Consider the following 15,048-nt stretch of genomic DNA (forward strand, 5'->3'; position numbering starts at 1 on the left):
CGTTTTGAGTGGGCGCATGCCCAAGTCCCTTCGCGCCGCCGACCTCAAGCTCACCGGCCTCATGAGCACGCTCCGGTGCAGCCAGTTCTTCATCGGCGTCCCGGCGGATGACCTCACGACGATCGCGGGCTTCGCCCAGACGCTCGCCGTGCCCAAGGGCTCCTACTTGTTTCACGAAGGCGATCCCTCGCGCGGCTTCTACGTCGTGCAATCCGGCGCCATCAACGTCCACCGCGTCAACGCCGCCGGCAAGGAGCAGGTGATCCACATCTTTCGCCCCGGCGAATCGTTCGCCGAAGCCGCCCTCGCTTCACCCACCGGCTACCCCGCCGACGCGCGCGCCATCGAGACCAGCACTGTCCTCCTGCTGCCCAAGGCCCCTGTGCTCGAGCTCATCGGCCGCCGCCCCGATCTCGCCCTGCGCATGCTCGGCTCCATGAGCGCCCACCTGCGCGTGCTCGTCGGCATGCTCGACGACCTCACGCTCAAAGACGTCGAAACGCGCCTCGTTCACTGGCTCCTCCGCCACGGCCGCACCGACGCCGCCGTCGTCCCGCTCCGCGGCACCAAACGCGTTCTCGCGGCCGAGCTTGGCACCAGCAGCGAAACCCTCTCGCGCACCCTCGCCCGCCTCCGCGATGGCGGCCTGATTTCCGTCGGCGCGAAAGCGATCACCATCTGCGATCACACCGCCCTCGCCGCCCTCTTCCGCCACCACCTCGGCGAAGCGTAATCCATCGTCCGCCTGTCCGTAACCTCTTCGCGCGAAAGCGCGACGCACCGCCGCCGGAACACACGATCGGCCGCGCCGAATAAATTATAACCGATCGGCCACCTTCGCCCTCGGGTCGCCGGTCCTCTCCTCCCGACTTCCTGCCGACTCTGTGTCCGGAGCTCCGTGCCCTCCGCGACCCATGCCGGGCGGCGCGCCGCCTCACCGCGAGGTCCGCAAAATCTCCGCCTCCTGCGGAGCAAACACCCGCGCGTAGAGCAGCACATACGCCGCCTGCAACACCGCCGCCACGTAGAACGGCGTCACGAACCAACCCGCCCCGATCAGACTCCCCGCGATCACCGGACTCAGCGACATCGGGATCTGCATCGACAGCGCGTTGAGACTCACGGCGAGCCCGCGGCGTTCATCGCTGATCGCACTCACCACGAGCGCCTGCCGCGCGCCGATCGTCCCGCGGTTCAACGCCGAGCGCAGCCCATAGAGCACCGCCGCCAGCGCATATACCGGCATCAATGGCAGCAAGAGCAGCACCGCCACGCCACCCGCGCGCCCCCACACCACCACGCGCACCAGCCCCGCTTTGCGCGTCAACGATCCGCCCAGCAACGCCGCGCCCGCCGTCGCGAGAAACGTCAACGCCATCACCGGCGCGATCGCGCCCGGCCCCAGATTGAAACGCACGCCAAACCAATACGTGATCAACGGCCCCGTGAGTCCGATCGCGAGCCCGTTGAGCATATTGAGCCCCGCGAGCTGACGCAGAAACCGGTTCTCCCTTCCGCGCACCGCTGCGCCCGCCGCGCGCCCCGCCGCCGTCACCGGCCGCCCCGCGCGCACGCGCCGCCGCTCCGGCGTGCGCCACAGCAACAGCAAGTTCACCACATTGCCGAGCAGCACGATCGCAAAAAGCGGCCGGTAACTATCCGCCGGTCCGAGCGCGCCGCGCCACACCGCCGGCAGCGTCGCCGCGAGCGCACCGAGCGCCATGCCGGCAAAACCGATCGCCGTGTTCAGGCTGTAAACCATCCCCCGTTGCGGCGCCGCCACCGCCTCCGCCAGCCACGCCTGCTCGGCCGGCGAAAACGGCCCCGCCGCGCCATTCGCTCCGCGCCCAAATCCCGCGAGCACGATCGCCGCCGCCAACGCCGCCGTGTGCGTCGTCGCCATCGCCACCAGTGCGCACCCGCACGTCAACGCCTCGTAAACGAGCAGAAACGGCTTCCGCTGCAGCCGATCGCTCGTCACCCCCACGATCACATTCAGCGCCGCACCGACCAGTCCCGCGCCGCTTAACACGCCACCAATCGCCGTCCCGGACCAACCGAGCGCGTGCAGATACAACGCAAGATCCACCACCAGTGCGCCCTGCGCGAGGCTGCGCCAGAAACGCGCCGCGAGCAACCGCCGCGCCGTCGGCGCGAGCCCTCGCCACCGCCGCACCCACCCGCCGCCGCGCAGCGGTTCAGGTGCGTTGGCGGATTCGTCGGACATGCAGCCCTCAACATCGCGCCCAGCTTCCCATTGGCAAATCCCACGCTCGCACCTATCGTGCGCGTGAAGGTTCTTCATGATTTCCATCGCGCTAAAGATGTTGCTGAGCGACCGCGTCAAATATGCAGGCCTGCTGTTCGGCCTCACCTTCACCGCCTTCCTCGTGACGTTTGCGGCCTCCTATTTTGGCGGCATGATGACGCGCAGCTTTGCCCTCATCGCCGACAATCCGTCGGCCGACGTGTGGGTCATGGACCCGGCGGTGTCGGCCGTCGATCAAACCATCGATCTGCCCGATCATGCGCTCTTGCGCGTCCGGAGCGTCACCGGCGTGCGATCAGCGTCTCAGTTGAGCGTGGCTCATGCCGATCTTCGTTTCGCCGACGGCCGGTTTCAAAGCGTCGAAGTGATCGGAGTCGACGATGCCACTCTGGCCGGGCTGCCTCCGCTCGCAGACGGAGCCGCCGACGCACTCCGCATCCCCAACGCCGCGATTGCGGACGCGGGCGGCACCAGCGGAAAATTGGAGACGCCGGTCTCTCCCCGCGACCGCTGGCCTTTCCGGCCCCACCTCAACGCGCCACTCCGGCCCCTCGCGCGAGGCGATGAAGTGATCGTCAACGACCAACGCGTGCAAATCGTGGGGCGCGGCCACGGCCGGCCGTGGTTTCCGCCGCGCCCGCTCCTGTTCACCACGCTCTCCACCGCCCGGCGCATCCTGCCGCCTGAGCGGGAACGCCTCACCTTTGTGCTCGCGCGCGTCGCGCCCGGCGCATCGCCGGCCGCGGTGGCTCGCCGCATTGCCTCACGCACCGGCCTGCGGGCTCGCACCGCCACCGAGTTCAAAGCCGACACCGTGCGCTGGATGCTCGCCAATTCCGAAGATGTCGGTGACGCGATCACGATGCTCACCATCGCGATGCTGGTCGGTTTGGGCGTCACTGGCGTGATGATGTTTATGTTCACCCATCAAAACCTGCGGGCCTACGCGGTGCTCCAGGCGATGGGCGCGCAAGTCAGCACGCTCCTCGGCGTCGTCTGGCTCCAGGCCGCGATCTGCGGCGCGATCGGCACGGGCCTCGGATTAGGGCTTTGCACGCTCGCCGGCGCGGTGTTCACGCGCTTGGATTTTCCCTTTCACATGCTGTGGTTCGCTCCCGTGGCCGGTGTGGTGGCGGTCATCTTCGTGAGCGGCGCCGCGGCCGCGCTCAGCCTGCGTCCCCTGCTCACCCTGCGGCCCGCCGAACTCCTCGCCGGCTGAACTCGCCATGGTCGCACCCGCATCCGTTCGCTTGCCCGATCCGCCCGTGATTTTTTGCGCCGGCGTCACGAAAACCTACGGCGACGGCGCGCTCGCGGTGGCGGCATTGCGCGGAGTCGATCTCGAGGTGCACGCCGGTGAGCTGATGCTGCTCGCCGGACCCAGCGGCTGCGGCAAGACCACGCTGGTGTCCATCATCGCCGGCCTGCTCGCGCGCGACGGCGGCCGTTGCCAGATTGACGGGCTGGACTTCGATGCACTGACCGCGCGTGAAAAAACCCGCCTCCGCGGACGATCGCTCGGCTTTGTCTTCCAATCCCTGCATCTGCTCGCCTCGCTCACGGCCGTCGAAAACGTGGCCGCGCCGCTCCTGATCGCGGGCGTGCGCCAATCGACTGCGCTTGCCCAGGCGGCGGCCTTGCTGGGCGAGTTCGGCTTCGACCGCCGCATGCAGCAGGCTCGCCCGGCCCGGCTCTCCGGCGGTCAGCAACAGCGCGTGGCCCTCGCCCGCGCGATGGTGCACGATCCCCGCGTGATCGTCTGCGACGAGCCCACCAGCGCGCTCGATGGTGCGAGTGGCCACGCGGTCATGGACCTCCTGCGCCGCTCCGTTCTCTCCCGGCGGCGCGCCCTGCTCGTTGTGACGCACGACCCCCGCATCTTCAATTTCGGTGATCGCATCGCGCACATGGAGGATGGTCGCATCACGCGCGTCGAAAACCTTCCCTCACCTCACTCCCCCCGCCCCCTCTGATGCCCGCATTCGCCAAATTCGTGCTCCCCGTCCTTGCGGCCGCCGGCCTCGGCATCGCGCTCGTCACCGTCGCGGGTGGCGACCATCCGACCAGCGTGGCGACATTGCCGGCCGCCGCTGCCCCCACCTCGCCCTATGCCGTCACCGTGGCCGGCGCTGGGCTCGTCGAAGCCAACACCGAAAACATCGTCATCGCGACTCCGCTTCCCGGCCTCGTGACCAAAGTATTTGTCGCGCTCGGCGATCAGGTGGAGGCCGGGATGCCGCTGTTCGCGTTGGACGACCGCGGCCTCCGCGCCGATCTCCTCGCGCGCCGTGCCGCCATCCCTGTGGCGCAGTCGCAGCTCGCGCAAGCGAAGTACTTGTTCGACCTGGCCGCGTCCCTTTCCGCCTCGCAGGCCATGAGCACGGAAGACCGCGAGACCCGCCGCTTCGCATTGCAAAAGGCTCAAGCAGAACTCGCGCAAGCCGAGGCCGACGTGAAGGCGGGGGAGCTCCAGCTTGACCGACTCGTGGTCCGGGCGCCGATCGCCGGGGAGATTTTGCAGCTCAAGATCCACGCGGGCGAGTACGCCACGCCCGCCTCGCCTACGGCCGGCGAACAACCCCTGCTCCTGCTCGGCGATGTTTCGCCCCTCCACGTGCGCGTCGATGTCGATGAGTTCGACGCCGGTCGCCTCACACCCACCGCTCCCGCGACCGGTTTCCTGCGCGGCCGTCCCGACCACCCCATTCCGCTCACCTTTGTGCGCCTTGAGCCCTACGTGCTGCCCAAACATTCCCTCACGGGCAGCAGCACCGAGCGGGTCGACACCCGGGTTCTACAGGTAATCTATCGCTTCGACCCACACCAGACACCCGCGTTCGTCGGTCAACAGATGGATGTTTTTATCGCTGGCGCCGCGGAGGCGTCGGGCGCTGCCCGGTAAACGCCGCTGCCCACCGCAGATCACATCGGCGATTCCTTCGTTCGTTTTCAGCATCGTCCGGATTCGCGCGCGGAGCGAGCAGAATGCCGACGGCGCCAGCCCCCGCCCACCGCCGCACCCACCCGCCGCCGCGCAGCGGTTCAGGTGCGTTGGCGGATTCGTCGGACATGCAGCCTTCAACATTGCGCCGACCGTGCGCATGCCAAACGCCACCCGCCCGCGAGCGCTCTCTCGGGCACCTCGTCGCAACTCCCGAATTCACCCATCGCCAAGATCACGACCGGTCGTGGTGCGCAACATGTCCGCGTTGCGCGTGGAGCTCGTCAATTGATCCGCACCAACTCCGCGCGTTCGCGCGCCGACAGGTCTTGCACCAACACGACGACGAAGCCCTTGCCCTGGCGAATCATGTCAGCCTGTTCGGCGCTCAACGGGTGCTCGATCCGATCGGGAGAGAGATTCCACATCGAACCCGTGATTGGATCCACGACGATCATCCCAATCAAGCCGCCGAAGAGAATATTACCCCAATACCAACCCGACATTTCGGGACGTATCAGCGGGGAGTCAGCGATCTCGTCGCCGCCGGCAAAAATCACGCCATCGGCTTCAACGGGGCCGCGCTCTCGCGAGCGCGGAGTCTGCAGCAGAAATGCAGCAAACTGCCCCCCGAGACCGGCTTCAACGGGGCCGCGTTCTCGCGAGCGCGGAGTCCTCCGCTAGTCTTTGTCTCCACGACCTCCACCGTGCGCGCTTCAACGGGGCCGCGCTCTCGCGAGCGCGGAGTCGTGGAAAGACGACGAGGCGGTCGTCGCCCTCATCGAAGCTTCAACGGGGCCGCGCTCTCGCGAGCGCGGAGTCACTGGAACGAGCCGCGCCGGTGGAATCGCGAGTCAGCGGCTTCAACGGGGCCGCGCTCTCGCGAGCGCGGAGTCGCCCGCGCCGCCGAAGCCGCCGCCACCGCGCGCCTGGCTTCAACGGGGCCGCGCTCTCGCGAGCGCGGAGTCTTCGCCCGTGCGCATGCGCCGGGCGATGATGCGGCGCTTCAACGGGGCCGCGCTCTCGCGAGCGCGGAGTCGCGCAGGATGAGCCGAGCTAATCGGGTGCCGCCGCGGCTTCAACGGGGCCGCGCTCTCGCGAGCGCGGAGTCCGCCAAGTGGCGTGATCAGTTGGTGCCCGACTTCATGCTTCAACGGGGCCGCGCTCTCGCGAGCGCGGAGTCATTTCATCGAACGCGTGCGCGACCTGGCGACCAAGCGCGCTTCAACGGGGCCGCGCTCTCGCGAGCGCGGAGTCGATACCGGAGAGGCCCGGGACTTCGCGTTGGCCGCGCTTCAACGGGGCCGCGCTCTCGCGAGCGCGGAGTCACCCGCGCTCGCAAACCAAGCTGCAAGCGATCCGCGCAGCTTCAACGGGGCCGCGCTCTCGCGAGCGCGGAGTCGCGAGTTCTTCAATCCGCCCGCACTCGGTCACGACGCTTCAACGGGGCCGCGCTCTCGCGAGCGCGGAGTCCCACGCGAACGCCTGCTCGACGGCCTGCGGGCTCGGGCTTCAACGGGGCCGCGCTCTCGCGAGCGCGGAGTCCAGCCGCACCGAATAGACCGGGTCGGGCGTGCCATGCTTCAACGGGGCCGCGCTCTCGCGAGCGCGGAGTCATCCTGCGTGGAGGAATTGGCTTGTTGCGACTCGTCGCTTCAACGGGGCCGCGCTCTCGCGAGCGCGGAGTCCGCCAGCCGGCGATGTCGATCATCATCTCATCGCGCGCGCTTCAACGGGGCCGCGCTCTCGCGAGCGCGGAGTCGCTCGAGGTGATCGGCTCCACCGCATCCCACAGCTCGCGGCTTCAACGGGGCCGCGCTCTCGCGAGCGCGGAGTCGCCTGTGGAATTGGTGTGATCTGTGGCTTTCGGGCAAGGCTTCAACGGGGCCGCGCTCTCGCGAGCGCGGAGTCAGGCTTTCCAGGCGTTGTAGCGCGGGGAGGTGCCGGCGCTTCAACGGGGCCGCGCTCTCGCGAGCGCGGAGTCGGAAATCGCCCGGCGCTCCAAAATTCTGGCAGGAATGCTTCAACGGGGCCGCGCTCTCGCGAGCGCGGAGTCCATCCTGCGCGGTCTTGGCGGTGAGCGTCTTGGTCACGCTTCAACGGGGCCGCGCTCTCGCGAGCGCGGAGTCTCGGCTCCTTCCTGAACGGCCTCTTCGGCACCGCGGCTTCAACGGGGCCGCGCTCTCGCGAGCGCGGAGTCAATCGGCATCACCGCCCAGAGCGTCAGCAACCTCGCGCTTCAACGGGGCCGCGCTCTCGCGAGCGCGGAGTCCGCGGGGCGTTGGAACTCTTAACCGACACACCACATCGAGCTTCAACGGGGCCGCGCTCTCGCGAGCGCGGAGTCCTGGAAGCACCAATGGCAGGAAGGCGGAAAAATAAAGCTTCAACGGGGCCGCGCTCTTGCGAGCGCGGAGTCGAGAACTCGGCCCGATGACGATGCGGCGGGCCTCGCGCTTCAACGGGGCCGCGCTCTTGCGAGCGCGGAGTCGCCACATGCGCCGAGGTGTTCGGCGTCTCTGTAACCGCTTCAACGGGGCCGCGCTCTTGCGAGCGCGGAGTCAATTTATTCAAATTAGGACACCACCGAGCTTCTATTTGCTTCAACGGGGCCGCGCTCTTGCGAGCGCGGAGTCACGCGCAAATTGAGGACGTCGCCAATGCGCATGCCGGTGCTTCAACGGGGCCGCGCTCTTGCGAGCGCGGAGTCACCCCATCCGATGCCACCGTCCGCAGGTGTTGCTCCGTGCTTCAACGGGGCCGCGCTCTTGCGAGCGCGGAGTCGCGGCGCAACTGTATGTGCGCGTCGCCGGCGTGTGGCTTCAACGGGGCCGCGCTCTTGCGAGCGCGGAGTCATCAACATCCGCAGGGATGCCCGGCAATGACCCTTGGCTTCAACGGGGCCGCGCTCTTGCGAGCGCGGAGTCTCACCGACGTGTGCGAACACCTCGGGCTCTCGCTGGCTTCAACGGGGCCGCGCTCTTGCGAGCGCGGAGTCTGCACATCGAAGGGCAATCCCGCCCGAGACCGAAAAGCTTCAACGGGGCCGCGCTCTTGCGAGCGCGGAGTCGCGAATTTTTTCTCCGAAAACGTAGCCGTAAAGCAGCGCTTCAACGGGGCCGCGCTCTTGCGAGCGCGGAGTCCGGGATTCACCCAACGTCGCGGATGAGCCAGATGCAGCTTCAACGGGGCCGCGCTCTTGCGAGCGCGGAGTCGGCTCGCTTTTTCGCGGGCCTTGCGGAGTTGCGGCGCGCTTCAACGGGGCCGCGCTCTTGCGAGCGCGGAGTCAGCGCCGCCCCGAATTTCCCCATGAAAAACACCGCCGAGCTTCAACGGGGCCGCGCTCTTGCGAGCGCGGAGTCGGCCATTCTCGACGGCACTAATGACGAGGCATTGGTGCTTCAACGGGGCCGCGCTCTTGCGAGCGCGGAGTCGGCAGTTCACCCCGAAGGAGAAGCAGCCCAAGCCCCTCGCTTCAACGGGGCCGCGCTCTTGCGAGCGCGGAGTCGTTGTTCGGGCTTTTTCTGCGCGGCCCTATAGGCCTGCTTCAACGGGGCCGCGCTCTTGCGAGCGCGGAGTCGTCGCTGCCTAACGTTCCCGATGAGCCACGCCGCTGCTTCAACGGGGCCGCGCTCTTGCGAGCGCGGAGTCGAACCAGCTCTGGAACATGCCGAATTGGAAGTCCGTGCTTCAACGGGGCCGCGCTCTTGCGAGCGCGGAGTCCGCTAGTCTGCCAAGGATGCAAGTGCGGCAAAAACGCTTCAACGGGGCCGCGCTCTTGCGAGCGCGGAGTCGCTACCAGCCCCGACAACATCCCCCGCCACATCATAGCTTCAACGGGGCCGCGCTCTTGCGAGCGCGGAGTCGCGCGGATGCTGCAGCAGTCGGGCCTCCCGATGGAGGGCTTCAACGGGGCCGCGCTCTTGCGAGCGCGGAGTCTGAAAAAACGCTCTATAACGAGAACCAAATTCTGTAGCTTCAACGGGGCCGCGCTCTTGCGAGCGCGGAGTCATCCGGATGACGCCGCCAATACGATTGCCATCGCCACGCTTCAACGGGGCCGCGCTCTTGCGAGCGCGGAGTCCTATCGGCTCACGGGGGGGACGAGGCGATGAGGCAAGCTTCAACGGGGCCGCGCTCTTGCGAGCGCGGAGTCGATGGCGAGCCGCACTGGGTGGCGACGCTCAACGGAGCTTCAACGGGGCCGCGCTCTTGCGAGCGCGGAGTCCCTGCCGGCCACAACCAGAAAGCAGGACTGCCGCCATGCTTCAACGGGGCCGCGCTCTTGCGAGCGCGGAGTCCAGCCCAAGGAAGAAGAGGAAGGCGAGCCGGCAGTGAAGCTTCAACGGGGCCGCGCTCTTGCGAGCGCGGAGTCCGGGGTGAGCCCGAACGACAAGAGCCACGCGGTGCTGCTTCAACGGGGCCGCGCTCTTGCGAGCGCGGAGTCAGCATCAAGATTGATACCCAGAGTATCCTCAACGCGACGCTTCAACGGGGCCGCGCTCTTGCGAGCGCGGAGTCAAATGCAAGATGCTCGACGAACTGCGCCGACTGGGCGTGCTTCAACGGGGCCGCGCTCTTGCGAGCGCGGAGTCGGTCGGCCTGCTCGCCTGCTGCCGCCTCGACTACATCGCTTCAACGGGGCCGCGCTCTTGCGAGCGCGGAGTCGGACGACGCATACCTTCAATCCGTGGATCGGATGCACGCTTCAACGGGGCCGCGCTCTTGCGAGCGCGGAGTCGTAAAAGTATTCGCCTTTGCATCTATGCCCCATGCGGCTTCAACGGGGCCGCGCTCTTGCGAGCGCGGAGTCCTGGATGCGCGCTGGCACGCGAGCCGCAACACGTGGCTGCTTCAACGGGGCCGCGCTCTTGCGAGCGCGGAGTCACCCCCTTGTCGGTAAATCCCCGATATGGCAAGCTTGCTTCAACGGGGCCGCGCTCTTGCGAGCGCGGAGTCGAACGCATCCCCATCCAACCGCCGACCGCCGACTCGCTTCAACGGGGCCGCGCTCTTGCGAGCGCGGAGTCCGCGTACGCCGTGAACACCAGCACCCCGGCAGAAGCAAGCTTCAACGGGGCCGCGCTCTTGCGAGCGCGGAGTCCATCTCGGGCAGCAGCGAGCAGCCAGCCAGAGACAAGCTTCAACGGGGCCGCGCTCTTGCGAGCGCGGAGTCCCGTGAGACCGCTCGCCGCGAAAACCGCATCCGTCTCGCTTCAACGGGGCCGCGCTCTTGCGAGCGCGGAGTCGTATTCGTGAAGTAGAGCGGGAGAAGCCCTCCCACGCTTCAACGGGGCCGCGCTCTTGCGAGCGCGGAGTCAGAAATGAAGGTAAGACGCAAACTGCCACACTTCAGCTTCAACGGGGCCGCGCTCTTGCGAGCGCGGAGTCGTTGGCGTTGAGATAAACAAGATGGAGGAATCTGAGCTTCAACGGGGCCGCGCTCTTGCGAGCGCGGAGTCTAGATAGACGCCCTTCCAGTGTTTGTGCCACGAGATGCTTCAACGGGGCCGCGCTCTTGCGAGCGCGGAGTCGTCCTCCCAGCACGCCGATGATCGCCGCATAACAGAGGCTTCAACGGGGCCGCGCTCTTGCGAGCGCGGAGTCGAGGCCAACTGGCACCGCCTCGTCTGGGTCGCCGCGTGGCTTCAACGGGGCCGCGCTCTTGCGAGCGCGGAGTCGGAGGAGTGAGCGCCATGCCCGCCCTTGATCACATCGCTTCAACGGGGCCGCGCTCTTGCGAGCGCGGAGTCATGAGGTCTTTGATCAGTTGTTCGAGCATGGGAGAAGCTTCAACGGGGCCGCGCTCTTGCGAGCGCGGAGTCACCACGCCCCAACTCTCTGCTCGAACTGTTCGCGCGCTTCAACGGGGCCGCGCTCTTGCGAGCGCGGAGTCGTCGGCGCGCCCTCTGTGGTGGGTGGTGACGGGACGGAGCTTCAACGGGGCCGCGCTCTTGCGAGCGCGGAGTCGGGCGGCGAGGCCGAGGGCGCCGTTGGCGGCATCCCAGCTTCAACGGGGCCGCGCTCTTGCGAGCGCGGAGTCATACCGACTTGAATGGCGACAGACTGCGCCCGCCAGCTTCAACGGGGCCGCGCTCTTGCGAGCGCGGAGTCATTTCGTGAGCGAGTGTTTCCAAACCATCACCCGCTTGGCTTCAACGGGGCCGCGCTCTTGCGAGCGCGGAGTCGTTGCCACGCCCCGACGTTCTCCGGTTCACCCAGCATGCTTCAACGGGGCCGCGCTCTTGCGAGCGCGGAGTCGTCACCGGGTCGAAGTCGTTTGGTGAAGTTAACGAGCTTCAACGGGGCCGCGCTCTTGCGAGCGCGGAGTCCGGCAAGAACTAACCTCAACTCGTCACCACCATGGCCGCTTCAACGGGGCCGCGCTCTTGCGAGCGCGGAGTCACCGCGACAACGGTAAGGAAGAGTGGCTAACCCCCCCGGCTTCAACGGGGCCGCGCTCTTGCGAGCGCGGAGTCTTCATCGAGCCGGGCATCATCTCCTACTGCGACCAGCTTCAACGGGGCCGCGCTCTTGCGAGCGCGGAGTCACCCCGAGGAGGCGTTCGTCACGAAGCCTGGCCGCGCGGCTTCAACGGGGCCGCGCTCTTGCGAGCGCGGAGTCCCGCTGCCGAGGGCGGTGACGGCGCCGATCGACATGCTTCAACGGGGCCGCGCTCTTGCGAGCGCGGAGTCGTCTGCGCGGCGGTGAGCTGCGTGGCGCGATCGGGCGCGCTTCAACGGGGCCGCGCTCTTGCGAGCGCGGAGTCTGGATACGAACGAGGAGTTCGACGCCGTGGAAGACGCTTCAACGGGGCCGCGCTCTTGCGAGCGCGGAGTCTGCCCCCGTGGGCGAGAGGACTTCCGCTGAAAGTCGCTTCAACGGGGCCGCGCTCTTGCGAGCGCGGAGTCCAATCCTAACGGAGAATTTCCGCCGGGATTCCTGAGCTTCAACGGGGCCGCGCTCTTGCGAGCGCGGAGTCTTCTTCAGGCGTGGGCCGACGAATGCGGCATAGATATGCTTCAACGGGGCCGCGCTCTTGCGAGCGCGGAGTCCTCTCTTTCGTAACCTCTTCCTGACGAGAGACGGAGTTGACGCTTTGCGAGCGCCTCTCCCAAACGCCTGTCTCTTTTCTGCTGACGGGGTGCGTTGCACGCTAACTCTCTGCAAAAGAACGGGCGAGCGGTCACTGCGTTTCGCGCAGCGCCCCACCGCTCGCAGGATGATGTCAAAGAACGCCCCTTGGCAACGCTGCCCCGCAAAATCCATCCGTCACACGACATAACACGGCGGGTCCACCCGCACGTAACTCTGCCCCAGTGCCGTGATCACGCGCTCGCCCCGTGTTTCCGACGGTCCCAAAGCGATGAACAACACCTGATCTTTCTCCCGGTTAATGAGGCCGCGCAACCGGCTCTCAAAATCGATTTTCTCCGCCGCCGTGAGATCGCACTCGAAGACCGAAAGCTGCAAATGCAACCCGTAATCCCGACACGCCTTGAACACCTTCCTCAACCGCTTGGGGTCGCAGATATCGTATGTCACAATGTAGTTGGTCCGGCTCATAACGATGATCGCTGTCGTCCCCGTTCCTCGCCTTGAGCATCCGTTCCCGGACGGGTCGCCGCCGACCAGCGCACCACCCTCCGCCGCCCGCTCCCTTCGCCTCCGGTGCCTGTCTTCCCTATTTTCATCGCGTGAGAAACGGCAGGTAACGGTCGATCTCTCCTGTGAGCGTGCGCGCCAGCAACCGGAATTGCAGTTCGATCGCGCGGCGGTAACTCACTTTGTAATCGAACAGCGGGTGCGTGATCGTGTCGCTCATGCGTTTTTCATACGCGAGGAAGAAGCGCTTTCTTCCCGCCATCGTGAGATTCACCGCCTCGCCCGCCTGCACGAAATCCGCCGGCGTGAGCATCCGGTTGTTGATCGCCGTCAGCACCGCCGAATCCGCCACCAACGGTCGAAACTCCTCCATCACATCGAGCGCCAGCGACGGGCGCCCAAACCGCGGTTGATGATAGAGGCCGATGTAAGGATCGAACCCGACGGCCAGTGCCGCCACGGTGCAGTCGCGCGCCAGCAGACTGTAGGCGAGCGAGAGCAACGCGTTGACCGGATCGCGCGGCGGACGCCGGTTGCGCGTCTTGAAATCGAAGTTGAACTCCTTCTGCGCCGGCGCGATCGCTGTCGGCTCTTCCAGCCCGGGAATCTCATCGGGATCCTCCGCGGCTTTAATCATGCCGCTGAAGTGGCGAAAATAAACGAGCGCCGCCGCCCCCTCGATGCCCAGCAGCGTGGCTTGCGCGGGCGCAACCAGCGCCGCCGAGGCCGCATGTTTCAACGCGCGCAATGCCGGCGCCGGCGCTTCGACGTGATTGCGCATGAGGAGCGTCCGCTGATTGCGGATTTTCCCATATACAAACAAACGCGCGAGGGGCAGCGCCTGCTCCGGCTCGGCCGCGCGCGCAAACTGGCGGATGCGCGTGAACACGTTCGTCAACCCATGTCCGCGCGTCAGCCCGTAAAACCAGCCGCCGAGGGAAAAATACGAGACCGGCACCTCGTGCTCACAGAGCGTTTGAATCAGCGCCGTCGAAATCTGCGCCGGGCCGAAAATGGCGAGGTGATGCAGATCTTTCATCCGCACTTCCGACAGCGTATCCCCCTTCTCTTTCACCACGACGGTCTCGCCTTTCTTCGTGATCATCACACCGGGCGTATTCACGTAGAGCACCTTCGTGTCGGTATCCGGCGCCATCAGCCGGCGCACCTCGCCATCGCCTGCGGATCGCGGCAAGCGCGGTTCAGGCAACGCCAGCCAAGCCGGGTCGTCGGTGGCGAATCCATCCGCTAGGAGCGCCGCCTGCGCATCGTCGCCCGGAAGCAAATCGTGCGTCAGGCCGGGCAAACCGAGTTGCGCTTCCGGCGGCGGCAATTCGTCGTCCGCGTGCTGGAGAAAATGCGTTTCATCCGGCAGGCAAACCGGAGCCAATGAGCAGCGCACGCATTTGGGCGAGTGATCGAGCGGCGCCGGAATCGCGCCGGTCGCACACGCGCGCGCCGCGGCGATGCTGCGCCGGATCCACGCCTCGTCCTCCAACGTGAGCACGAAACGCACGCGTTGGCGCGTCTGCCGATAGAACACCACGCCCTCCTCGCAGGCGTAGCCGTTTTCGCGCAGCAGGAGGATTTGCAACCCGAGTTGCATCCGGTCGGTGTCCCACAAATCGCGCCCATCGTCGCCTTCCCGCGGCGCACCCGCTTTGTATTCGACCGGACAAACCGAAGCCGCCGAACGCGGCGAGCGCGGTCCGGCCTCACTGGGCGCACTCGCGTCAGTTGCGCACGTCGCCGTTGCGCCGAGCGTCACTTCCACCAGATCGAGCTTGGCCACGACGCCCAACCTTTCCGAACCCAGCATCACCGAGCGCGCGTGGATGATCTCCGCGTCGAGTGGCGGCGTTGGGGCGGCAGAATCAGCAGCCGCAGACTCCGACGGAGCGCCTTCCGCGTTGCCGCTGGTGACGGCGTCGGGCGCGCCCGGCGCGTCGGTTTCGCCGGCACGGTCCGCGGCTGAGGAGATGCTCGTGGGCTCTGCCGCCGCGGCCGTCTTTTTCGCTTTGGGCAAACCGCCCTTGCCGGCGTCAACGCGTTTGTGTTCCTCGGCGCCCCGCCGCGTATCGGCGCTATGAAGAAAAACGCCTTCGACGTGCTCGTAGTAGAACAATCGCGGACAGTAGACAAACTCGTTGAGCATGCGCGCCGGCAGCAGATCGGCGGCGGGATCGGAGTGCTGGCTCATGGCGACAGCCGGTGAACGGTCCGACGCCTGAGA

The 15,048-nt window shown here is 66.9% G+C and carries 8 protein-coding genes and 1 CRISPR repeat array; of the genes, 4 read left to right on the forward strand and 4 right to left on the reverse strand.

Going from position 1 to position 15,048, the window contains the following annotated elements; genetic code table 11:
- The first annotated feature begins 16 nt into the window (after positions 1-16).
- Positions 17-733, forward strand: coding sequence for a Crp/Fnr family transcriptional regulator (locus tag K0B96_RS15990; protein ID WP_220161887.1), 717 nt, complete (start codon positions 17-19; stop codon positions 731-733).
- Between the two features lie 201 nt (positions 734-934).
- On the opposite strand, the gene K0B96_RS15995 is transcribed toward K0B96_RS15990, so the two are convergent.
- Positions 935-2,227 (reverse strand): MFS transporter, encoded by a 1,293-nt coding sequence (locus K0B96_RS15995; RefSeq protein ID WP_220161888.1) that lies wholly within the window; start codon positions 2,225-2,227, stop codon positions 935-937.
- 76 nt (positions 2,228-2,303) lie between these two features.
- Between K0B96_RS15995 and K0B96_RS16000 the strand changes: the two genes are divergently transcribed.
- The 3 genes from K0B96_RS16000 to K0B96_RS16010 are packed head-to-tail and all read left to right on the forward strand — an operon-like array spanning position 2,304 to position 5,171.
- A complete protein-coding gene (locus K0B96_RS16000) occupies positions 2,304-3,488 on the forward strand; it encodes an ABC transporter permease (protein ID WP_220161889.1) in 1,185 nt (394 codons plus the stop codon).
- Positions 3,489-3,495: 7 nt separating this feature from the next.
- Positions 3,496-4,242: an ABC transporter ATP-binding protein gene (locus tag K0B96_RS16005; RefSeq protein ID WP_220161890.1), complete on the forward strand. Its 747-nt coding sequence runs from the start codon at positions 3,496-3,498 to the stop codon at positions 4,240-4,242.
- Between the two features lie 20 nt (positions 4,243-4,262).
- The gene (locus tag K0B96_RS16010; protein WP_220161891.1) at positions 4,263-5,171 is read left to right on the forward strand and encodes an efflux RND transporter periplasmic adaptor subunit; all 909 of its coding nucleotides are present in this window, start codon (positions 4,263-4,265) and stop codon (positions 5,169-5,171) included.
- A 323-nt stretch (positions 5,172-5,494) separates the two neighbouring features.
- Here the strand turns inward: K0B96_RS16010 and K0B96_RS16015 are convergent, their stop codons facing one another.
- The 3 genes from K0B96_RS16015 to cas1 all read right to left on the reverse strand — a co-directional run bounded on the left by K0B96_RS16015 (position 5,495) and on the right by cas1 (position 15,015).
- On the reverse strand, positions 5,495-5,770 hold the full coding sequence (locus tag K0B96_RS16015) for a hypothetical protein (protein WP_220161892.1): 276 nt from the start codon (positions 5,768-5,770) through the stop codon (positions 5,495-5,497).
- Between the two features lie 7 nt (positions 5,771-5,777).
- Positions 5,778-12,265: direct repeats of the CRISPR family, unit length 36 nt; unit sequence GCTTCAACGGGGCCGCGCTCTTGCGAGCGCGGAGTC.
- Between the two features lie 217 nt (positions 12,266-12,482).
- Positions 12,483-12,776 carry a CRISPR-associated endonuclease Cas2 gene (gene cas2 / locus K0B96_RS16020; RefSeq protein ID WP_220161893.1) on the reverse strand — a complete coding sequence of 98 codons (294 nt, stop codon included), beginning with the start codon at positions 12,774-12,776 and terminating at the stop codon, positions 12,483-12,485.
- Positions 12,777-12,900: 124 nt separating this feature from the next.
- Positions 12,901-15,015, reverse strand: coding sequence for a CRISPR-associated endonuclease Cas1 (cas1, locus tag K0B96_RS16025; RefSeq protein WP_220161894.1), 2,115 nt, complete (start codon positions 15,013-15,015; stop codon positions 12,901-12,903).
- Positions 15,016-15,048 lie beyond the last annotated feature (33 nt).

Origin of the sequence: Horticoccus luteus (genome assembly GCF_019464535.1) — a bacterium.
Lineage (GTDB): Bacteria > Verrucomicrobiota > Verrucomicrobiia > Opitutales > Opitutaceae > Horticoccus > Horticoccus luteus.